Origin of the sequence: Methylovorus mays, from assembly GCF_020531915.1 — a bacterium.
Lineage (GTDB): Bacteria > Pseudomonadota > Gammaproteobacteria > Burkholderiales > Methylophilaceae > Methylovorus > Methylovorus mays.
In genome coordinates this window covers 134,327-155,075 of sequence record NZ_JAJAVG010000005.1, presented here as the reverse complement: position 1 = coordinate 155,075, position 20,749 = coordinate 134,327, and the positions used below count along the sequence as shown (strand labels likewise).

Sequence of the window (20,749 nt, the reverse complement as noted above, 5' to 3'; positions counted from 1 at the left end):
GATGGATGCCCTGATATTTAACACCATCGCGCATAACTCGCCTGAGTACATGGCCGAAGTCGCCCTGCGCCATGCCATCCTGAGACAACCTCTCGGACTGGTCTTCTCCGCCGAGCAACTCGCGGCGGAAGCTGACTCCCAGCATATTGGTGCTTACCTTGAGCAAACGCTGGTGGCGTGTCTGGTACTGAAACCCCTGAACCCGCGCCAGGTGCAGATGCGTCAGGTGGCGGTAGATACGCAGCTGCAAGGCAAAGGCATAGGCCGTCGCCTGGTGGCACACGCCGAAATGCTTGCCCGGCAGACTGGCTATCAGGAAATGCACCTCCACGCCCGCGAAAGTGCCGTGGCCTTTTATCAAAGCCTGGGCTATGCCACGCATGGTGAGCTGTTTACTGAAATCGGCATTCCGCATTGCTTGATGGTCAAGGGGCTTTAAATCAGACAGGGCTTGTGAAGTGTTGCCGTGGCAACATGCCAAACAGAAAAACTGCTGAGCCAGAAACAGTGTTCACTGTTTTTTTAGGTAAGATGCCGAACTTCCGTGGTTTTTTTTTCAGGCATGATCCTTGCCATGCATTTGAAGTTAGTTAATTTATAAGTGGAAACAAACATGGCAAACATTATTGGTGTATCAGGCAGCATTACCAGCCCATCCAGAACCAGGGCACTGGTCGATACCATCGTCGCCAAGGCGACTCAGCGTCTGCATGCCTCAGGCGATGTCGTGGATATTGCGCAGCTGATTGATGTGCTCGGTACTACCGTCAGTTTCAATGACTTTCCGGCGGCGATTCAGTCAGCGCACGACAAGTTGCGCAACGCAGAGCTGATCGTGATTGCGAGTCCGGTCTACAAGGCTTCTTACACTGGCTTGATGAAGCACTTTTTTGATCTGCTCGACCCCAAAGCCCTGAATGGCAAAGTGGCGATTCTGGCGGCAACGGGGGGCAGTGACCAGCATGCATCCATTCTCGATTACCAGTTGCGTATCCTGGCTACTTTCTTTGGTCTGTACACCGTACCCACGGCCATCTATGCCAAGGACTCGGAATTCACCCATTACAAACTGACCAGCGAAGCCATTGAGCAGCGGATTGATGTGGCGCTTGAGCAGGCAGCGCTGCTATTGCATCCTTCGGCCCAGCAGGCGCTGGTGGCATAAAGCCCCTTCAGGCTCAAGCCTGCGGCAATTTGCCACATTCCCAAACCCTGGGGTTTCTATACAATCAATCCCGCTAAAGTAAGGAGATGATGGCTGGGGGTTCGCCGCTCCCAGTCATTGTTTTTTCAAGCCCAGGCCTTTGCATTGGCCGCATCATGCGCAGCCAGCAGCGCTTCAAACTCGGCAATCGGCACCGGCTTGCTGAGCAAATATCCCTGATACGACAAGCAGCCCATGTCTGCCAGAAACTGGCGGTGCTGTTCGGTTTCCACCCCTTCGGCAATCACATGCAGATGCATCGCCTGCCCTAATGCCACCAGCGTTTGCACAATGGCCACATCATTGCCATCCGTCAGCATGTCACGCACAAAGGATTGATCAATCTTGAGCTGATCCAGCGGCAATTTCTTCAGGTAGCTGAGGGATGAATAGCCCGTGCCAAAATCATCCAGGGATAAGCCCACGCCTTTGGCTTTCAAGGCGTGCATTTTGGCGATGATGTCATTCACATCATTAACCAGCATGCTTTCGGTCAGCTCCAGCTTGAGCAGGGTCGGGTTGATGCCTGAGCGTTCAATCACCGAGACCACCTGACTGACATAATCGGGCTGCTTGAATTGCAGGGCGCTGACATTGACCGCGATGGACAAATGCGCCGTGGCGGGATGTCTTGACCATGCCATGAGCTGCGCACACGCCGTGCCCAGCACCCAGTGCCCGATCGGCAGGATCAGCCCGGTTTCTTCGGCCAGGGGAATGAAATCGGCGGGCGAGACCATGCCTTTTACCGGATGCTGCCAACGCAGCAAGGCTTCGGCGCCCACAATGCGGCCGTCATCGCCTGCCTGCGGCTGGTAGTAGAGCACCAGCTGATTGGCGAGCAGGGCTTTGCGCAGATCCGATTCCAGCGCATTGCGCTCGGCGAGATTAGCCTGCATCACCCAGACCAGGGCATACAGCACGGCGGTGATGATGATGTTATGAAACCAGGTGCCGGGGATACGCACATCATTGCCCAGCATATAGGGGGAGGTGATGCCCCAGTTGCTGCTGGCAAAGCAGACAAAGGCAATGAGGCCTGCCGTGACCATGCCGTGCCGGAGCCAGGGGCTATCTCCCTTGAAGGCTAATGATGCGAACAGCGCGATAACGAGAAAGTAGTTCTGATTGGAACGCGGTGCTTCAGCGCTGGGCACATCCAGAAACAGGCAAAACAGGCAGAGCACCGTATATACCGAGGAGAACAGCAGGATGGCCGCAACCTTGATGCGTCCACGATAGGTCAGACCTGCCGTGATGGCGGAGACCAGAATGGAGAACAGGTTAAGGCAGAAGATGGGCCAGTTTTGATCAACCGCAAAGTAGATGCCCCAGAACACGGAAATGCTGCCGAGCACAGCAGAGCCGAGAAGCAGCGCGCGGCGCATGCGTAAGGATTGCTTGGTGTGTGGCTGTATCTCCATGACCAAAGGCTCCACCAGAAAGTCGCGGATCAACAATGCACTATGTATCCGCCACGGAATTTATTATTAAGCTTATTGATGCCTGGAAGAACTTGGCGCTGCCATCCACACTGGCCTGAGCAGCGCTAAAGATAACGCTGTAACGATAATAGCTTGATTTTCTTGTTCATGGTCAAACGCGGATGCCATGCATAAGTTTTGCTGAAGGCAGTCAAGTTGCCTGTCATCCTCAACATGTCCGCTGTGTTTTTTTGCGTGGACTTCCGTCTGACGTCTTAATCCATGAAATAACTGCAGTGTTCTTCACCCAATACTTCGTTTTTTTGCGGGCTTTATCCGCACGCTGCGTCATCCCGGCCGGAATGTCGACGGCTGATTAAATTTAACTTAATGATTTTTATGCATATTTAATTGTATGGCGCATGCCATCGCGCGTCGGCACGTTCCTTGATATCTATTCCATGGCTATCAATCCGATAGCGGACCAACACAATAAAAACGATCAACGACGAGTGATGCATGAAAACTATGGTGAGCCCTGAAGCAATGGGTGCGGAGAAGGCCAGCAGTTCGTCCTTTCTGCGCTTTTTAAATCTATATTTGTTCTTTTTCTATTTCTCAGGGGTGACGCATGTGCTCCTGCAAATGACGGATGCGACGATTTTTATCGGCTTCCGCCAGGCGGTGTACATGAGTTTTCTGTGGCTGGTGCCGGTATTGCTGCTCCCCCGGCATACCAAGGCCATCACCGCCATTATCGGTATTGTGTTGTGGGCGACTTCCTTGTTGAGCCTCGCGTATTTCTGCGTGTATCACCAGGAATTTTCGCAGAGCGTGCTGTATATCCTGTTTGAGTCCAACCCTGCCGAGTCTTCCGAATATGTAGCGCAGTACTTCAAGTGGTGGATGCCGCTGGTGTATATCGCGCATACCTTCGCGGCCTGGTTCTTGTGGCAACGCGTGCAGCCGCTGGCATTTTCGTGGCGTGGCAAGCTGGTGGCCTGCCTCTTGATCATTGTGCCGATACACGTGCTGCCGTTCATAGAGGATCGCTTCATCAGCCATCAAAGCTGGGACCGGGTCATCGACCACATGCAGCGCCGTATGGAGCCGGCCGAACCCTGGCAACTGGTGATGGGCTATTTTCAGTATCGGCGCCAGCTCGGCAATATGCAGGCGCTGCTGGAAAAAAACAGCGCCTTGCCGCCACTTGCCAATCTGCAGGATCAATACGCGGGCAAGCCTGGCACGCTGGTGCTGGTGATCGGCGAGTCATCCACTCGCCTGCATTGGGGGCTGTATGGCTATCCGCGCGATACCACGCCCAACCTCGACAAGATGAAAGACCAGCTCAGCATTTTTACCCGTGTGGTGTCGCCGCGCGCCTCAACCATCGAAGTGCTGGAGCAGGCGCTGACCTTTGCTGACCGCGATAACCCGGATGCCGTCATGACCAAGCCTTCGATCATGAATCTCATGAAACAGGCGGGCTACAAGACCTTCTGGATCACCAACCAGCAGACCATCACCAAACGCAACACCATGCTGGCCTACTTCTCGCAGCTGGCCGATGTGCAGCGCTACACCAACAATACGCGTTATCAGAACTCGCGCGAATACGACAGCAATGTGTTCAAGCCCTTTGAATCCGCGCTGGCTGACCCCGCGCAACGCAAATTCATCGTCGTTCACCTCCTGGGCACGCACATGAAATACGAATACCGCTATCCGCCCGAGTTCGATTACTTCAAGGATCGTACCGGTCTGCCGGATTGGCTGGATGACAACAAGGCCCAGGTCGTCAATACCTACGACAACGCCGTGCGCTACAACGATTACGTGCTGGCTACCCTGATGAAAACCCTGCAGGCCAAAGGCGAGCGCAGCATGCTGACCTTCATGTCCGACCACGGTGAAGATGTCTATGACACGCCGCCATATGAGTTTGTCGGCCGCAATGAAGGCAACCCGACCCTGCCCATGTTTGCCATTCCCATGTTTGTCTGGACCTCGGATCAGTGGAAACAGGACAACCCGCAGAACCTGGGCTTTGCCTTGAATCGTGAATACAGCACGGCCTATTTCGAGCAAACCTGGTCTGATCTGGCCGGGCTGCATTACAGCGGCTTTGACCCCAGCAAAAGCCTGGTCAATACCGCCTTTGTGCAGCGCCCGACCTGGGTGGGTGATCCTACCTTCCGCGATGGCATGCGCGAGATTCAGCAGCCTGCCTTGTCATCCACCCAGTTGGCAGGGCAGCCGCCCCGGCTTGCCCAGTAGTCATGACAACAGATGTGAACAGTCCGCACTACCAACCACAGGAGCATGAAGTGAACCCTATGCGTATTTTTTTCAGCCTGATCCTCGTTTGTTTTTCCCTGCATGCATCAGCCGATGGCGTGTCACTTACCGTGAAGGTAGAAGGGGTGAAAAGTGCCAAAGGCAATATCCGGGCAGCGCTTTATGCGGATCCCAGGACCTTTCGCAAGGAGGCCGACGCGGTGGCCGTGATGCAGACTGCCGCCAGCCCCGGCGAGGTCATCCTCAGCTGGCGTGATGTCAAGCCAGGCAAATATGCCGTGGTGGTGTATCACGATGAAGATGCCAACGGCGAATTGAACCGCCGCTTTGGCATGTTTCCTACCGAGGGATATGGGCTATCGAATAATCCTAAAGTATCCGGGCCGCCGCCGTTTGAGCCCAGCGCATTTGAGGTAAGCGGCGCAACGGAAATCACGGTTGAATTGCATTACTGAGTGTTGGCATTGCCTGCTGCGGGCATAGGGAATGAGGAACAGAAAAAGAATGGACAGGAGAACATGAAAAAACCGCCGATATGGCGGTTTTTTTAGCTCTCACCAGCTTACGCTGTGGTATCGACCTGAGTGCCCAGGGTGACGGATGAAGTTGGCTTCGGTGGTGGCGGAGCCTCATTCGGTTTGTTGCTGGCTTCGTTTTCGTCTACTGGCGGCTTGGGCTGTGCCTGCTGCGCAGGAGGTGGTGGCGGTGTATAGCTGGTGCTGGTTGAGCTTCCTACGGCGGATGTCATGATGATCTCCTGAAAAGTCACACACTATTATTAGGCCTTGCTGTTTACTGATAACGACAGCATCCACCGAAAATTAAGGGGTGGCGGCCAAATAGTTTCTTCAATTTCCCCCAGCAGAAAGCAAGGTGCATTGCCTGCGCTAGCGCGTCGGCGCGGCGTGATCGGCTGGCTCTATGCCGGGATATGTCTGCATTAGGCTTGCGCTCAGTCATTCGACGTATGGAGCGTATTTACCGGAGTCTGTTAGTTTCTTTTCCATGATGAACCGTCCTTTGGGCGCCTGATTCATCGTCATTTGAAACTCCCTGTTGAGGCCATGCATGCATCCAGTTACAAAAGAATCCCCCTTACCGGCTCTAGGCATTGGTATCGTCGCCATCGTGCTGGTGGCCCTTGCACTGCGGCCTTCGATTGTCTCTATTGGCCCGATTTTGCCGCGCATTATCGATGCGTTTGCCTTGTCGCATGCCCAGGCTTCGCTGCTGACGGCGATACCTGATTTGTTGATGGGCCTGCTGGCTTTACCCGCGCCATGGCTGGCGCATCGTTTTGGCCGCGATAAAACCATTGTGACAGCCCTGGCGATACTGGGTGTGTCTACCTTGATCCGCGCTTTTGCGCCGGATGTGCTGGCATTGCTGCTGAGTACCGTGGGTGTTGGCGCGGGCATCGCCGTGACGGGTACGCTGCTCTCTGGCTACATCAAGGTGAACTACCCGACGCGGGCGGCGTGGGTGATGGGTATTTACGTGACAGGGTTGTCGTTTGGCAGCACGCTGTCTGCCGTCATTACCGCGCCCATGGCGGAGAGTATAGGTGGCTGGCGCCTGCCCGCCGGCATATGGTCCGTGCTCGGGCTGCTGGCGACGCTGGCCTGGGGCTACGTCTATTGGCAGCATGTCCGTACGCACGATGCCAGCCAGAAGATCGTGGTCGCCCGGGCGCCCTTGCCATGGCGCAATGCGCTGGCTTGGCGGATTGCCGCTTTTTTTGCCTGCATTAACCTGATTTTTTATGCCATGGTGACCTGGACGGCCGCGGTGTTTCTGGAGCATGGGCTTTCCAGCAGCATGGCTGGTGTGCTGCTGGGATGCTTTACTGCGGCCTTCATGCTGGCAAGTCCGGTGTTCGGGGCTTACAGCAAATCACTGGATCGCCGCGTCTGGCTGGTATCCAGCGCCGTGATTACCCTGCTGGGGCTGGTGCTGATGACGGTAGCGCCGTTATGGGCGCCTGTACCGGTGATCGCCGTGACCGCCTTTGGCCTGGGCGGTGCCTTTACTCTGGGCATGACCTTGCCGCTGGATAATACGGCTAACGCGAGTGAAACCAACGCATGGACGGCGTTTGTGCTCACCATAGGCTATCTGGTCGCCGCAACCGGTCCGCTGGCATTCGGCTATCTGCGCGATGTGACGGGCAGCTATGCGAGTTCCCTTCATATGCTGATTGGCATTGCCGGTTTGATGATCGTCATGGCCTGCTGGCTCAAGCCTGCATCGCACTAAAGAAAAACGCCCTGTTCTGCAGGCTTGGCGGCAGGGCAGGGCGTCAGTGTCGCGTTTCTCCGATCGTGATCAGTAGCTGATTTCGGCGGTCAGCTCCAGACTGCGTGAGGGGCCGAGGATGAACTGGCTGGTGTCGTAATAGGTACTGGCGTAGAGCTTGTCACCCAGATTGCGTGCGTTGAGGCGCAGGGTGGTGTGGCGGTTTGCACGCCAGGCAATGTTGGCGTCATACACGGTATAGCCGGGCATGACCGAGGTGTTGGCCGTGTCGGCGTAGCGTTGTCCTACCAGTCGGGCGCCCGCACCCATGGACCAGTCACCCCGCTGGTAGTAAACCCATGCGTTGGCGACTTTCTCCGGTACATTGGTCGGCGTGTTGCCTGCGCGTGAGGCACCGTTTTCCAGCAATTCGTCATAGCGCGCCTTCAGCAGTGCCATATTGGCGTCTACACGCCAATGTGCGCTTGGCAGCAGCAGGGTGGAAAGCTCCACACCGCGTGAAGACTGCTTGCCGCCTTGCACTGTCAGCCGCTGATCGGCAGGGTCGCGTGTCAGGATGTCGTCCTTGGCGATGTGGTACAGCGCCAGCGTCACGTCGCCTTTGCCGTTATCCAGCATATGCTTGATGCCGACTTCGGCTTGTCTGGCGGTGGTCAGCTTGTAGCCTTTGTTGCGGGGCCGTAATGAGACGATGGACGATACCGGGTCTGAGCCCTGGCTGTATTGCCCATACACGGCCAGGCCTGGAGCCGCGGTAAATACCGTGCCCAGGCGGTAGGAAAAGGGCGAGTAATCCTTGTCGAATGAAGCACCGGTGATGAAGTTCTGATGATCCACATTGATCCAGTCCTGGCGGACGCCTGCCGTCAGTTTCAGCCGATCGGTCAGGTCCAGCGCATCTTCCACAAACAGGGCGTTTTGCAGGGTGCGCGCCTTGTACTCGGGAATCGTCGGATCCAACGTGGCATCGGCATAATAGCCGGGTGCAAACCCTTTGATCGGCACGGTGCTGGTGCCGTCGGTGCCCGCGTAGAAGTTGTCGATATAACGCAGATCAACACGCGTGGTTTCCCAGCCCATGGCCCAGCGATTGCGGTGGCCGAAAGCATCCGCCACACTGGCCAGTTCCAGGCGGTTGCCTAGCTGTTTCAGCTGGTGTTTGATCTCGGTATAGCCAGATCGCGTCACCGTATTGCTGGCACTGTCGAGGGCATAGTATTCCAGGTTGCGCCAGTGGCGGCGGCTGTTAAACCAGTAGCTGATATTGGTCAGTTTCAGGCTGTCTGACATATCCCATTCCACCTTGGCGCGCAGGCGGTCATCGGCAAAATCCATGGCACTGTCGTTCACGTTGTAATTCTGTTGGCGCAGGCGGCTATCGATGCGGCCATCGCGCAAGGGGATGCCGGTGTAGGTAGTCGGGGAGTCTTCGCTATGATCAAAAGTGAAATCCACACGCAGATGATCGCTGGGGACCAGTTGCAGGCCGCTCATGAGTTTGCGGCTCTGATGCTCGCCGCGGTCCACATAGCCATTGCCCCCGGTGGCGGAAGCATCAATGCGGAATGCGCCTATCTCACCCACCGCACCGGTGCCACCGACGCCAGCGCGGTATTCTCCGCGGGTGCCCCAGCCGGCTAAGGCTTCAAATGAAGCATCCCGGCTCGGCGCCTTGCGTATGCTGTTGATGATGCCACCCACGGTGCCGGTGCCAAACAATACCGAGGCTGGTCCGCGCAACACCTCGATGCGTTCATAACCCCAGGTATCTGAAGGAAACGTGATGGTGCTGGCAGCGGTCAGCAGCCGTACACCATCTTCTGCCTGGCCGATGGAATCATTGCCGCTGAAACCGCGCGCTGAAAAGGCATTGCCCACGCCGAGATTGCTGATGTCGCTGATGCCGGTGGTGCGTGACACGGCTTCGCGGATACTGACATCGCCACGGCGGCGTAGGGTGTCGGCATCCACGGCTTCAATGCTGGCGGGGGTTTCAAGCGCTGTCAGGCCGAGACGGCTGGCGGTGGCGAGTGGCTGATTAAGGCGGGATTCTGGCTTGAGATGTTGTGCGGATACTTCGACTTCTTCCAGCGGCTGAATATCTTCAGCGTAAGCGGACACGGAAAAAAGCAAGCCGGTCAGGCTCGCCATGGCAGTACGTTTCATGGGCGTTTCCTAAATGTTCGCATGCGACCCCGCATGCCGATTCATCATGGAAAAACCACAGAGCTATCGTGTGAGATGGCTGACTAGCCTCGCCCAAACACCGCGCCCCGCGGTAGTTCCTTCGTGACTGGCAGGCCGGTCTCCGGGCTCGCGAGGCTTGATGCACCGCCTTCCCAGGCATAAGGCCCAGTGGCGTTGATGGCACATCCATACTCGCTTACCGTTGCGGGGGCAGCACAGGTATTTCACCTGTTTCCCGTTTCACCTTTCCCCTCGAGCGAGAGGGCAGGCACCTGGCAGTGTGCATAGATTATAAAGGGGAAGCGTGAATAAGTTTTAAGAAATGTAAAGATGCCCGCACGCTGGGCCTCTGGCGGGGGTAGGTGACAATTATGTCACCCCTGGGTCGACGGATTTTGCATGGGCTGTATACTTTCTGCATAAGTCTTGACCTGAGCTGCATCCCGCCTTTCAGCTCGCCAAACTCTCTCATCAAGGGACGCATGAACCTTCCGTGTATATCCGCAACGCTTGCCAGAGGGGTGCCGCTATTCGGCGCTGCCGCACTTATGTTGGCGCTATCGGCCTGCGATAAACTGCCAGGCTGGGCGGCTGCCATGTTGCATGCTGAGGCCAAGACCAGCCCACTCTCGGGGCCAGACGAAAACCAAGATGGCATACGCGATGATATTGAACCGCTGATTGCAAAGTCCTCCACCTTGCCTGAGGTGATTTCAGTCAGAACCACCTATGCGAAATCACTGCAAAAAATTGTGGATTTTGATTTTGAGCATGCCCAGATGTTGTCGCTGCTGAAGTCGGAATACTCCCGCAGCCTGGCCTGCGCCATGCTGGTGGATGATGGTTTTATTGACAGGCTGGATGGCGCGACTTTCAACACCCCGGGGCGTGTTCAGCAGCAGGATAAGTTTCAGAAGAGCATCAGCGGACAGGCGTTTGATTTTGATTCCTTGTCCCGGCTGTGCAATTAGTCGTCTGATATACCGCTGCGTGATTTGGCCTTGGGCCTTTGCCAGGTCTTATCTGGCCAATGCCTGATAGAGCATTTCCAGTGTTGCCTTATTGGATTTGATCAGTTTTTTAGCTTCCGCCTTCAGATTTTCGATATTGCCTTTGGTGGCGTTGTCCATGTCATCTGAGGCGATGGTCAGTTCGGTTTGCAGCCGGTAGTAATGATCGCCCAATATCATCTGCATTTGATAATTGGCCGCATCAGCCACGCCATCAAACATGCAGCTCAACAGCGGCAATACCCAGCCGGCCTTGCCCCAGTCTTTTGCCTCATCAAAGGTAATCGGCCTGATCAGCTCGCCGGTGCCTAGCGATACCAGCAGAAATTCGGATTCATCGGGGAAAATGCGTTTGGCTTCGGCATAAGCCGACACTGAAGGCGAGTTGATGAACACGCCGCCATCCACCAGGGTTTTCAGCGAGCCTGCAACTTCCAGCTGGCTAGGTTCGAAGTAAGTAGGCGCAGCGGAAGTGGCGCGGGCGATGTGTTTAAGCAGCACGGGTTTATGCTCGTCTTTCCAGCTTTTGAAAAAGATGGGTTCGCGGTTTTGCAGGTCGTAACTCGTGATCAGGATATGGGTCAGACAGTCCTGTAAGGCATCGTCTTCAAAATACGCCTGCAGCACCTGTTCAATGCCATCGGCGGAGTAAAGCTCATCGGCAATCCCGCCTATGGAGGACACCCCTTTCCACAAGGAACGCGAGAATATCTCCTTGCCGCGGGTTTCGTAGATCGCCACCAGGTCTTTCGCTGCGTACTTCGCCTTGCCCGGAGCGTCTTTTTTTGCACAACCGATGGCGAGAATACCGCCAGTCGATGTCCCCGCGATCAGGTCAAACAATTGCCAGACTGGCTTGCCCAGATGCGCCTCGATCTCCGTCAGGATCAGCGCCGGGATCAACCCGCGTATACCACCTCCATCAATGCTTAAAATGGTTTTCATCTTAATGCTCCGACAGTGTTGATCTGGAAAGCAGCTTCAGACCTTGCGTATCATCTTAGGTAGCACGGTGGCATGCTCGTGACTGTATTCATGGATGAGCAGGCATGGTTAATGTTGATATTATTCAGTTGCTTATTGTGCACCTTCTGCTATATGTTAAGCCTGTTTGGTCGTGTCGTGTAATCAAATAATCAACGAGGTCACCGGCATGCGCATGATCGCTGTCTGCGCTTGATATCCGGCTTGTTTTATTGCCACATGGCTCCGACCTTCTCTCATGTTACAAGCCTTCCATTTTCGTCACCGCGCAGGTGGTAAGTCATTGCTATTATTTGAATCGGCAATACAATCCTTCATTCCCGAAAATGTGATTCAAGACACAATTATTCGGGTCAAGATTTAATCCTGCGGACCGTAAACTTTTTGAACGCAAGCGCTTCGTGGCGCAAGTTGGCGCGCGGTCTTAACGGTAAAACAAGAACTATTGAGTGCGGGATGCGATTAGCTAATTTCAAACATTCGAGCCATGCAGTAACGGCAGGCTCTGCACTGCGCATGCTTATCCAGAGCCTGCTGGCACTGGTGTGTATTTCTGCGGCACTGTATGCCGTGAGTGCTGAGCAAATGGAAAGTGGCACCTTGCCCTTTTCCAGCAAGTCGTTGACGCCAGAGGCGCTGGAACTGACGGTGCAGGAGCTTGCGTGGCTCAAGGCACATCCTGTGATCAAAGTTGGCGTGCATCACGGCTGGATGCCCATCGAGTTTCTGTCGGAAGGTAACGAGTTTCGCGGCATTACCGTGGATTACCTGAAGCGCTTTGAGCGTCTGCTGGGAGTGCGTTTTGAAAAAATCGAATATTCAGAAAACCCTGATACCGAAACCGCTGACATGCTGTCCGGCATCGCGAGTGTCAAGTCGCTGAATGGCAGCCGCTATGTGGCGCTGGCCGAGCCGGTTATTTCCGTGCCTTACACCATCTATATCCACAAGAAAAACGACACCATCCGTACCTTTGCCGATCTGGAGCGCAAGCGGGTGGCGGTATTCAAGAATGGACCGCTGGCGGGCCTGCTTGCCAAGGATCGACAAGGCATCGAGTTATTCCAGGTAGATATCGCTGAAGAGGCCTTTGCTGCGCTGGAAACCGGCAAGGTGGATGCCTATATCGGCAATCCACTGGTGGTGGATTATGTATCGAATGTGCAGGGTATACGCTATATGGCCAAGGCGGGCTCCACGCCCTACAAAGCCAGCGTGAACATGGCGGTACGCAAGGACTGGCCGGAACTGCGCTCCATCCTGCAGAAAAGCTTGCATCATCTGCAGCCAGAGCATAACGACATCATCAATGACTGGCGCTTGCAGCCTGGCAGCAAAACCGGCTTGCTGCCTTTCCTGCTGGCGGGTTTACTCCTGCTGGCGACCGTCATCATGCTGCGTGGCTATCGACTCAAACGTGAAGTGGCAAGGCAGACCGCCGCCTCGCAAAACCTGATCTGGAAGCAGGCCAATTACGATTTTCTCACCGGCTTGCCCAATCGCCCCATGTTCCACAAACAGCTGGCAGAAGAAATCCATAAATCCCTGCAGCATCAGCAGCCGCTGGTGCTGATGTTCCTGGATCTGGATAACTTCAAGCAGATCAACGACCAGCTTGGCCATTCCATCGGCGACAAGCTGCTGGTGGAAACGGGTGCACGGATTGCCGCCGTTGCCCGCGATTGCACGCTGCTGGCGCGCCTGGGCGGGGATGAATTTACCATCGTGCTTTCCAATGTGCAGAACCAGCAACAGGTTGAGTGGCTATGCGAGCGGATATTGCGGCAGGTATCGCTGCCTTTCGCCATTGAAAACCACGTGGTGTATGTGACCACCAGCATTGGCATTGCGTCTTTCCCCGAGCACAGTCGCGATGTGGAAACGCTGATGAAGTATGCCGACCAGGCCATGTACGAAGCCAAGCGGCTGGGACGCAACCGTTACCAGTTCTTCTCGCCCTCCATGCAGGAGCTGGCCGCGCACAAGCTGCAGGTCAGCAATGATTTGCGGCATGCGCTAAAGCGGCAAGAGCTGGTGATGTATTACCAGCCGATTGTCGATCTGGCGACCGGCGATATACACAAGGCCGAGGCGCTGGTGCGCTGGCAGCATCCTGCCCGTGGGCTGGTGCCGCCCATCGAGTTCATTCCGGTGGCGGAAGAAACTGGCATGATCAATGGCATGGGTGACTGGGTGTTCCGCCAATCCGCACGCGATACCGTGACTCTGGTACAGCAATCCATGGCATTGTGCAGTGCATCGTCTGATGATCAGACGGCGGATGCGACCATCTTCCAGGTCAGCATTAATGTGTCTCCCTTGCAGTTTCAGAGCAGTCAGGAGCTGGAGACCTGGCAGGCTTACCTGGAGCACATCGGTCTCCCTGCGCAATGTCTGGCGATTGAAATCACCGAAGGCCTGCTGCTGGAAGCCTCTGATCAGGTGAAAGCAACGCTGTCGCAATTTCGCGATGCCGGTATCGCCATCTCGATTGATGATTTCGGCACGGGCTATTCCTCGCTGGCCTATCTCAAGAAGTTTCATATCGATTTTGTCAAAATCGATCGCTCCTTTGTGCAGAACCTCGGCGCAGGCAATGACGACATGGTGCTGTGCGAAGTGATTGTGGATATGGCGCACCGGCTTGGCATGCGCGTGATTGCCGAAGGCGTGGAAACCGAAGCCCAGCTGGAACTGTTGAAACGCGCGGGCTGTGACTTTGCCCAAGGCTATCTGTTCTCGCCGGCCTTGCCCTTTGATCAGTTCATGACCTTTGTGCAGGACTGGCGCAAACGGCCTGCACAGTAGTCGCAACGCTGGTACCTGCCTGCAAGCAGCACCCGCTGCCAAGTGTTATATACCAACCGGGCCCGCGTTTGGCCCGGCGGTGAGTTCTCAACCAGCCGCCTTGCTGGTGCGCCGCTGCCAGCGGGTTCTCAGCCACTGTTCGGCATCATCCACAAAGGTATACACGGCGGGAATCACGATCAGGCTCAGGATGGTGGAGGTGATCAGGCCGCCGATCACCGCAATCGCCATCGGCGAACGGAAGCTGGGGTCGGCTCCCAGGCCCATGGCAATCGGCACCATGCCAGCGCCCATGGCCAGCGTGGTCATGATGATGGGGCGAGCCCGTTTGCGGCAGGCATCGATCAGGGCCTCCAGCCGTGTCGGCGGGTTATGGCCATCCTGTCTGTGTCCGCGTGCCATGATGGCGTACTCCACCAGCAGGATGGAGTTCTTGCTCACAATCCCCATCAGCATCAAGAGTCCAATCAGCGATGGCATGGAGAAGCTTTTCCCCGTCAGCAGCAACAGCACAAAGGCGCCGCCTATGCTGAGCGGCAAGGCCATGAGGATGGTCAAGGGCTGCATGAAATCGCGGAACAGCAGCACCAGCACGGCATAAATGCACAGCACGCCAATCGCCATCGCCAGGCCAAAGCTCTGGAACAGGTCGTTCATGTTTTCGGCATCGCTGGAGGGCACGATATGCACGCTGGGCGGCAGATTCTTGATCGCTGGCAATTGCATGGCCTCGGCATACACCGCGCCCAGTTCGCGCTGACCCAGTTCTACCTCGATCGACACATTGCGCACGCGCTTGAAGCGGTCAATCTGTGCCGGGCCGCTGCCCAGGTGAATGTCGGCGATATTGCCTATACGCACCGGGCCATTGGTACCGCTGACGGTCAGACGCGAAATTGCGTCGAGATCCGTGCGGAAGCTCTCCGGGAACTGGATGCGGATAGGCACCTGCCGGTCTGCCAGGTTGAGCTTGGGCAGATTGATGTCGTAATCGCCCGCCGTGGCAATGCGCACCACATCGGCAATATCGCGCGTGGTCACGCCCAGTGCCGCCGCCCGTGCCGTATCCGGACGTATGATCACTTCCGGCTGCACCAGGCTGGCATTGGAATAGACATTGCCGATATTGCGCAGGGTGCGCAGGCCGCGCATGACCTCGGTCGTGGCTTCGTTCAGCGCCAGCGGATCGTCACTTTGCAGGTTCAACACCATCTTGACGCCAGTATCCAGCGAACCCACCTTGATGCGCATGCCGGGCAATGCGCCCAGTGCCTCGCGCAACTCGCCTTCAATCTGCTGCTGGGTGATGCTGCGCTCCTTGCGATGCACCATCACCACCGTCAGCACGGCCTTGCGGGTTTCCGTGGTGGAGCCTGCCGAAAAGCCTTGCCCCGAAGTGCCGCTGCCTATGCTGCTGTATACATGGCGCACATTGGGATTTTTGCTGATCAGTGCACGTACCTGTTCGGCAGCTGCCGCGGTGTCCTGCAGGTGGGCACCGGGTGCCAGTTCAATATTCACCAGCGTCATGCTGCGATCTGCTGGCGGTACAAAACCCTTGGGCAGCAATGGAATCAGCATGAGCGAGCCTATGAAAAACAGCATGGCCAGGCTCACCGTGATCCCGCGATGCCGTACCGACCACGCCACCAGGGCCAGATAGCGGCGCGTGATCCAGCCATCGTGCTCCGCTTTTTCTGGCTTGGGCTTGAGAAAGTAAGCCGCCATCATCGGCGTAATCAGGCGGGCGACGGCCAGCGAGGCAAAAATGGCGAATACGGCGGTCCAGCCGAATTGCTTGAAAAACTTGCCGGCGATGCCTGACATGAAGGCCGTGGGCAAAAATACCGCGATCAGGGCAAAGGTGGTGGCAATCACCGCCATGCCGATCTCGTCGGCTGCTTCCATGGCGGCTTCACGCGGCGATTTGCCCATGTTGAGGTGACGCGCGATGTTCTCGATTTCCACAATGGCGTCATCCACCAGTATCCCCACCACCAGCGCCAGCGAGAGCAGGGTGACGGTGTTGATGGTGTAGCCAAACACGCTCATGCCGATAAAGGTTGGCAATACGCTGAGCGGCAGCGCCACGGCTGCAATGAGGGTGGCACGGAAGTCGCGCAGGAACAGCATGACCACCAGCACCGCCAGTACGGCGCCCTCGTACAGCAGATGCATGGAACCATCAAAATTGTCCTGCACTGGGGTCACGTTTTCCCAGGCCGGGGTGATCCTGGCACCAGGGTGGCTGTCATTGAATTCGGCTACGGCCTGGTCAACACGGGCCTTGAGACCGGTTTCGCTTTCGCCCTTGCTGCGCGTAATTTCAAAGCCGATCACCGGTTTGCCATCCATCAGGGCGATCCGGCTGCGCTCGGCTATGGTGTCCTCTACATCGGCCACCTGGCCCAGCGTGACATAGGTACCCGTCAGTGTCGGCAGTTGCAGGTCACGCAACTGGCTCGCTTCTTTCACCGTACCCAGCGTGCGTACCTGCTGGCGGATGCCGCCGAGATCGGTGCGGCCGCCGGAGCTTTCGACCTGCATGCGGCGCAGTTCGGACGACACGGTGGCAGCGCTTACCCCCAATGCCACCATTTTTTGCGGATCAAGCGAAATACGTACCTCACGGTCCACACCGCCAACCCGCTCAAATTTGCCCACGCCAACCACCGAGAGCATTTTCTTGGCAACCTCATTGTCGATCAGCCAGCTCAGGTCTTTTTCGTCCATGTCGTTGGCGGTGACGTTGTAATTGACGATGGCGGAGCCTGACGTGGTAATGCGCGAGACGATAGGGTCCTTGGTATCCGCGGGCAGCTCGGAGCGCACACGCGAGACGGCCGAGCGCACATCGTTTTCGGCATCCGAGACGGATTTTTCCAGCTGGAATTGCACGGAAATGCTTACCTGGCCATCCAGTATCTTGGTCGTGATGTGCTTGACCATGTCGACCGAGGCAATGGAGTCTTCGATCTTGCGCGCGACGTCATTCTCAAGCTGGCGCGGCGAGGCGCCTTCCAGCGTGGCGGTGACGCTGACGGCCGGTAATTCAATATCCGGAAAATCCTGCACCTTGGAAGTTTTGAAGGCAAACAACCCGATGATGCTCAACAGGCCAAACAGCAGGATGGCCGGAATCGGATTGCGTATGGAATAGGCTGAGATATTCATGGTGACCCCGTTATTGCGCGACGCGCACGATGTCGCCATCGATCAGGAAGCCCACGCCGCTTTCCACATAGCTGGCCTTGGGGTCTATGCCCTCGCGAATGATGATGCGGTCGCCCACATGGCCGCCGCTGACTACCTTGCGGCGTTCCACATGCTGCTGGTCACTTACCGTAAACACATACTCATAGCCATCGCGCTGCAACACGGAAGTGGCTGGCAGGCTGAGCCCGCTCTGCTGGCCCACGGCAAAGCTGCCACGGGCAAACATGCCACTCTTCAGCGGACCATCCAGTCCGTGGGGAATATCCACATACACCAGCGTGTTGCGCGTGTCCTGATTCATGGTGGGGGCAATCACGCGTACCTTGCCTGTTACCTGGGTCTGACTGCCGGTCGGCATCAGGGTCACGGCCTGACCAGGCTTGACGCTGGCAAGCTCGGTGGCGCCGACCTCTCCACGCCACTCCAGCCGGTCCTGCATCACCAGACGAAACAGTTCTTCACCAGCATTGACCACACTGCCGACGGTAGCAGTACGGCTGCTAATGGTGCCGAAATCTGGCGCCACAATGCGGGTATGGCGCAGGCGCAAACGCTGGCTTTCCAGCGCGGCCACGGCGGACTCATAGCGTGCTTTGGCGGTGCGTTCGGTGGTGAGGTATTGCACGACCTGCTGCTCGCTCAATGCACCTTTCGCCAGACCTTTTACCCGGTTGGCATCCAGCTCGGCCTGGCGCAGGTTGGCTTCGGCTTCCAGCGCATCAGCCTCTTTCTGCATGAGATCTGCTTTCACCGTCTCATCGTCAAACTCGGCCAGCAGTTGGCCTTTGCTGACCTTGGCACCCACATTCACGTAGACCGCTTTCAGGCGCAATCCGCTGACTTCATTGCCGATCACGGCTTCCTGCCAGGCGAGGATATTGCCGTTGGCGGTGACATTGGTCGTGGTGGAGGCTTCCTGCGGGCTCACCAGCCGAACGGTCAGCGCCGGTTTGGTCTCGGCCGTGTCCTCGCCGGACTTTCCAGGATGGCAGGCGGTCAGCAACGCCGTGGTCAGCAGGGCGGTGAAAGGAAGAATCAGGAGGCGGTTTTTCATGTTATTTCTCGTTGGAAGAGGAGGCGTCAGCAGCGGCAAGGGGGGTATTGGGGCCTTGCCAGCCGCCGCCAATGGCGATGTAAAGTTCGATCAAGGTGGTAATGCGATTCTGGTTCAGCTGCGTCAGGGCGTAGTCGGCCTCCAGCGCATTGCGCCGCGTGGTTTCGAGGTCGATGGCATTATCAAAGCCTGCCTCATAGCGCTGGCTGATGGCATCCAGTGCCTGCATGTAATTATTGGCGGCTTGCTCCAGACTGGGTTGGCGTGCATTGTAGCTTTGCAGCGTCAGCAGTTTCTGCTCGACCTCCTTGATCGCATTGCGGGCCTTGCTGCGGTAGTTGCTGTCCGCTGCGCGCAGACTTTCCCAGGCGGCGGCGACATTGGCCTTGCGCTGTCCCATGTCAAACAAGGGCAGGTCTATCGTGGGGCCAATGGACCAGGTGACGGCATTGCTGGTTGTGCCCGAGTTGATAAAGCGTACTGGCGTGATATTGCCGCTCAGAGTGATCTTGGGGTAACGATTGGCTTCCTTGACGCCGACTTCCGCACTGGCGGAGGCCAGGTCGCGCTCGGCTGCCAGCAGGTCTGGACGCTGTTCCAGCAGGGCGGCAGGTACGGAAGGCACGTCAAAGGTGCCTGGTTGCAACACGGTAAAGTCGCGCGGTGCCAGGCGCTCACGCAATTGCGGTTCAGCGATGCCGGTGAGGGCGACCATGGCTTTGATCTGCAATTCGCATTGCATCTGCTGGTCATTGAGATCACTGGCGGCCTGTGCTTGCGTGGCTTGCGCCAGCGCATTGTCGGAGTCGGATTTGAAGCCATGAGCGGTGGCCGAGGCCGTCAACTCCGCGCTACGGGTCTTGGATTCAAGGTAGCGCTCGTACAGCCTGACCTTCTGCTGGCAGAAGCGGTAGTCGTTATAGGCCTTGGCGCTTTCCGAGGCGACCGAAAGCCGGGCATCCTGCAGCAGGTTGCGCTTGGCGTCGTAATCGGCCAGTGAAGACTCGCGTTCGCGCCGCAAGCCACCAAACAGGTCGATTTCCCAGGAGGTATCGAAGCTGATCTGCTGCTGGGTAAGCAGGGTGGGGTCGCCGCCGAAAGAGAACGCCTTGCGGGTAATCGATGGTGTGGCACTCAGGCCATCAAAGCCCATGGCGCGGGCCGCCACCAGATTGGCGCGGGCAGAGGCGATATTCTTGTAGGCATCGGCTACCGTTGCGCTATTGCGCTCGGCGGCGGTGATGATTTCCAGCAGCACCTCGTCGTTGAACTGTCGCCACCAGTCTTCTTGCTGATGACTGCGGTTGGGCGTTTGTACTTGCCAGACGTCTGCCGTGACGGCTTTGGGCTTCTGATAATCCGGCCCGACCATGGGCCAGCCCTGGCAGCCTGTGACTGTGCAGGCCACGAGCACGGGCATGGCGATTGTGAATAACGGAGACTTCATGCCTTGCCCTCCCGCACATCGGCCCTACGCGATTTTTCGTCAGTGATCATGGCCAGTGCATAGCGGCCATAGCGTTCTGCTATGCGGTCCAGCGCCTCAAAGCTATCAATCAGCTGAGGTGACAGGCTGCGTATGACTTTATGTCCGACATACAAATGCACGGCCATGCCGATGCAGCCTGTCGCCAGGCTATGGATTTCGTCGTCTTCCTCTACGCCAATATGCCGGCACAGCAACTGGATCATGGCGGCGTGATGAGGTTTAACCTCGCTCTCTATCTCCTGTTCCCATACCCCGGTTGGCTCCAGCATCTCGCGGTAGCGCAGCTTCATGACATCCTGCACCACCTCGCCCATTTTCAGTGGCTGGAAAAATTCCATGTAAAACTGCCGCAACGCTTCGCCTAGCGGCAATGCCGGATCGGTAAAGCCATATTCACAAGGGCGGGCAATCACGCTGGGCCAGGAAAACACCGTGCGATACAAGCCAGCCTTGTCAGTGAAGTAGTAACTGATGGCGGAGACATTGACCTGAGCCGACTGCGCAATCTGCCGCACGCTGGTCTTGGCATAGCCTTTTTCAGCGAACAGCTTGAGCGCGCAGAGCAGGATTTTCTGCCGCGCTTCGGCACCGTCGGTGCGGCTTGCGGTTTGAGGGGTGGGGGGTGACATGAGGCATCAACCAGACAATAGACGAGCTGGGATCATACATCAAACAAACGTTTGATCAATAGCCTTTGCAAAGATTTAAGTGACGACTTATGCCTGGCAGGGTTGAAGCCTCTGCTTCGCCGAAAAAACGTCTGGTCGAAGTGTCTCCCAGGCGCTTTGACGATATTTGGTATTGGGCCAGATGCTT

General features: G+C 56.7%; 15 protein-coding genes and 1 riboswitch. Of the genes, 7 read left to right on the top strand and 8 right to left on the bottom strand.

Annotated elements, in window-relative coordinates:
• Position 1 precedes the first annotated feature (1 nt).
• A complete protein-coding gene (locus LG203_RS07235; protein WP_230345162.1) occupies positions 2–439 on the top strand; it encodes a GNAT family N-acetyltransferase in 438 nt (145 codons plus the stop codon).
• Positions 440–613: 174 nt separating this feature from the next.
• Positions 614–1,165, top strand: coding sequence for an NADPH-dependent FMN reductase (locus tag LG203_RS07230; RefSeq protein WP_230345161.1), 552 nt, complete (start codon positions 614–616; stop codon positions 1,163–1,165).
• A 125-nt stretch (positions 1,166–1,290) separates the two neighbouring features.
• On the opposite strand, the gene LG203_RS07225 is transcribed toward LG203_RS07230, so the two are convergent.
• On the bottom strand, positions 1,291–2,628 hold the full coding sequence (locus LG203_RS07225) for an EAL domain-containing protein (protein WP_230345160.1): 1,338 nt from the start codon (positions 2,626–2,628) through the stop codon (positions 1,291–1,293).
• 519 nt (positions 2,629–3,147) lie between these two features.
• On the opposite strand from LG203_RS07225, the gene cptA reads away from it, so the two are divergent.
• Positions 3,148–4,908: a phosphoethanolamine transferase CptA gene (gene cptA, locus LG203_RS07220; RefSeq protein ID WP_230345159.1), complete on the top strand. Its 1,761-nt coding sequence runs from the start codon at positions 3,148–3,150 to the stop codon at positions 4,906–4,908.
• 59 nt (positions 4,909–4,967) lie between these two features.
• The gene (locus LG203_RS07215; RefSeq protein ID WP_230345203.1) at positions 4,968–5,384 is read left to right on the top strand and encodes a DUF2141 domain-containing protein; all 417 of its coding nucleotides are present in this window, start codon (positions 4,968–4,970) and stop codon (positions 5,382–5,384) included.
• Positions 5,385–5,491: 107 nt separating this feature from the next.
• On the opposite strand, the gene LG203_RS07210 is transcribed toward LG203_RS07215, so the two are convergent.
• On the bottom strand, positions 5,492–5,677 hold the full coding sequence (locus LG203_RS07210) for a hypothetical protein (protein WP_230345158.1): 186 nt from the start codon (positions 5,675–5,677) through the stop codon (positions 5,492–5,494).
• Between the two features lie 320 nt (positions 5,678–5,997).
• Here LG203_RS07210 and LG203_RS07205 point away from each other — a divergent pair, with 320 nt between their 5' ends.
• The gene (locus LG203_RS07205; protein ID WP_230345157.1) at positions 5,998–7,185 is read left to right on the top strand and encodes an MFS transporter; all 1,188 of its coding nucleotides are present in this window, start codon (positions 5,998–6,000) and stop codon (positions 7,183–7,185) included.
• A 69-nt stretch (positions 7,186–7,254) separates the two neighbouring features.
• Here the strand turns inward: LG203_RS07205 and LG203_RS07200 are convergent, their stop codons facing one another.
• The gene (locus LG203_RS07200; protein ID WP_230345156.1) at positions 7,255–9,351 is read right to left on the bottom strand and encodes a TonB-dependent receptor; all 2,097 of its coding nucleotides are present in this window, start codon (positions 9,349–9,351) and stop codon (positions 7,255–7,257) included.
• A gap of 116 nt (positions 9,352–9,467) precedes the next feature.
• Positions 9,468–9,663, bottom strand: a riboswitch (cobalamin riboswitch).
• Between the two features lie 191 nt (positions 9,664–9,854).
• Between LG203_RS07200 and LG203_RS07195 the strand changes: the two genes are divergently transcribed.
• On the top strand, positions 9,855–10,343 hold the full coding sequence (locus LG203_RS07195; RefSeq protein WP_230345155.1) for a hypothetical protein: 489 nt from the start codon (positions 9,855–9,857) through the stop codon (positions 10,341–10,343).
• A gap of 48 nt (positions 10,344–10,391) precedes the next feature.
• Here the strand turns inward: LG203_RS07195 and LG203_RS07190 are convergent, their stop codons facing one another.
• Positions 10,392–11,327, bottom strand: coding sequence for a patatin-like phospholipase family protein (locus LG203_RS07190; protein ID WP_230345154.1), 936 nt, complete (start codon positions 11,325–11,327; stop codon positions 10,392–10,394).
• A gap of 495 nt (positions 11,328–11,822) precedes the next feature.
• Here LG203_RS07190 and LG203_RS07185 point away from each other — a divergent pair, with 495 nt between their 5' ends.
• Positions 11,823–14,174 carry a putative bifunctional diguanylate cyclase/phosphodiesterase gene (locus LG203_RS07185; protein ID WP_230345153.1) on the top strand — a complete coding sequence of 784 codons (2,352 nt, stop codon included), beginning with the start codon at positions 11,823–11,825 and terminating at the stop codon, positions 14,172–14,174.
• Between the two features lie 87 nt (positions 14,175–14,261).
• Here LG203_RS07185 and LG203_RS07180 read toward each other — a convergent pair whose 3' ends face one another.
• Genes LG203_RS07180 through LG203_RS07165 form a run of 4 tightly spaced genes read right to left on the bottom strand, consistent with a single transcriptional unit; the run spans position 14,262 to position 20,562 of the window.
• Entirely contained in the window at positions 14,262–17,348 is a 3,087-nt protein-coding gene (locus LG203_RS07180; RefSeq protein ID WP_230345152.1) for an efflux RND transporter permease subunit, read from the bottom strand.
• A gap of 10 nt (positions 17,349–17,358) precedes the next feature.
• Entirely contained in the window at positions 17,359–18,444 is a 1,086-nt protein-coding gene (locus tag LG203_RS07175; RefSeq protein WP_230345151.1) for an efflux RND transporter periplasmic adaptor subunit, read from the bottom strand.
• A 1-nt stretch (position 18,445) separates the two neighbouring features.
• The gene (locus LG203_RS07170; RefSeq protein WP_230345150.1) at positions 18,446–19,891 is read right to left on the bottom strand and encodes an efflux transporter outer membrane subunit; all 1,446 of its coding nucleotides are present in this window, start codon (positions 19,889–19,891) and stop codon (positions 18,446–18,448) included.
• Positions 19,888–20,562, bottom strand: coding sequence for a CerR family C-terminal domain-containing protein (locus LG203_RS07165; RefSeq protein ID WP_230345149.1), 675 nt, complete (start codon positions 20,560–20,562; stop codon positions 19,888–19,890). The genes LG203_RS07170 and LG203_RS07165 overlap by 4 nt, the downstream gene beginning before the upstream one ends.
• Positions 20,563–20,749 lie beyond the last annotated feature (187 nt).

Excerpts from the sequence above, each read along its gene's own strand:
- LG203_RS07175 (WP_230345151.1), bottom strand. The coding sequence starts at position 18,444 with ATGAAAAACCGCCTCCTGATTCTTCCTTTCACCGCCCTGCTGACCACG.
- LG203_RS07205 (WP_230345157.1), top strand. The coding sequence starts at position 5,998 with ATGCATCCAGTTACAAAAGAATCCCCCTTACCGGCTCTAGGCATTGGT.
- LG203_RS07170 (WP_230345150.1), bottom strand. The coding sequence starts at position 19,891 with ATGAAGTCTCCGTTATTCACAATCGCCATGCCCGTGCTCGTGGCCTGC.
- cptA (WP_230345159.1), top strand. The coding sequence starts at position 3,148 with ATGAAAACTATGGTGAGCCCTGAAGCAATGGGTGCGGAGAAGGCCAGC.
- LG203_RS07200 (WP_230345156.1), bottom strand. The coding sequence starts at position 9,351 with ATGAAACGTACTGCCATGGCGAGCCTGACCGGCTTGCTTTTTTCCGTG.
- LG203_RS07195 (WP_230345155.1), top strand. The coding sequence starts at position 9,855 with ATGAACCTTCCGTGTATATCCGCAACGCTTGCCAGAGGGGTGCCGCTA.
- LG203_RS07185 (WP_230345153.1), top strand. The coding sequence starts at position 11,823 with ATGCGATTAGCTAATTTCAAACATTCGAGCCATGCAGTAACGGCAGGC.
- LG203_RS07165 (WP_230345149.1), bottom strand. The coding sequence starts at position 20,562 with ATGTCACCCCCCACCCCTCAAACCGCAAGCCGCACCGACGGTGCCGAA.
- LG203_RS07190 (WP_230345154.1), bottom strand. The coding sequence starts at position 11,327 with ATGAAAACCATTTTAAGCATTGATGGAGGTGGTATACGCGGGTTGATC.
- LG203_RS07215 (WP_230345203.1), top strand. The coding sequence starts at position 4,968 with ATGCGTATTTTTTTCAGCCTGATCCTCGTTTGTTTTTCCCTGCATGCA.
- LG203_RS07235 (WP_230345162.1), top strand. The coding sequence starts at position 2 with ATGGATGCCCTGATATTTAACACCATCGCGCATAACTCGCCTGAGTAC.
- LG203_RS07180 (WP_230345152.1), bottom strand. The coding sequence starts at position 17,348 with ATGAATATCTCAGCCTATTCCATACGCAATCCGATTCCGGCCATCCTG.
- LG203_RS07230 (WP_230345161.1), top strand. The coding sequence starts at position 614 with ATGGCAAACATTATTGGTGTATCAGGCAGCATTACCAGCCCATCCAGA.
- LG203_RS07210 (WP_230345158.1), bottom strand. The coding sequence starts at position 5,677 with ATGACATCCGCCGTAGGAAGCTCAACCAGCACCAGCTATACACCGCCA.
- LG203_RS07225 (WP_230345160.1), bottom strand. The coding sequence starts at position 2,628 with ATGGAGATACAGCCACACACCAAGCAATCCTTACGCATGCGCCGCGCG.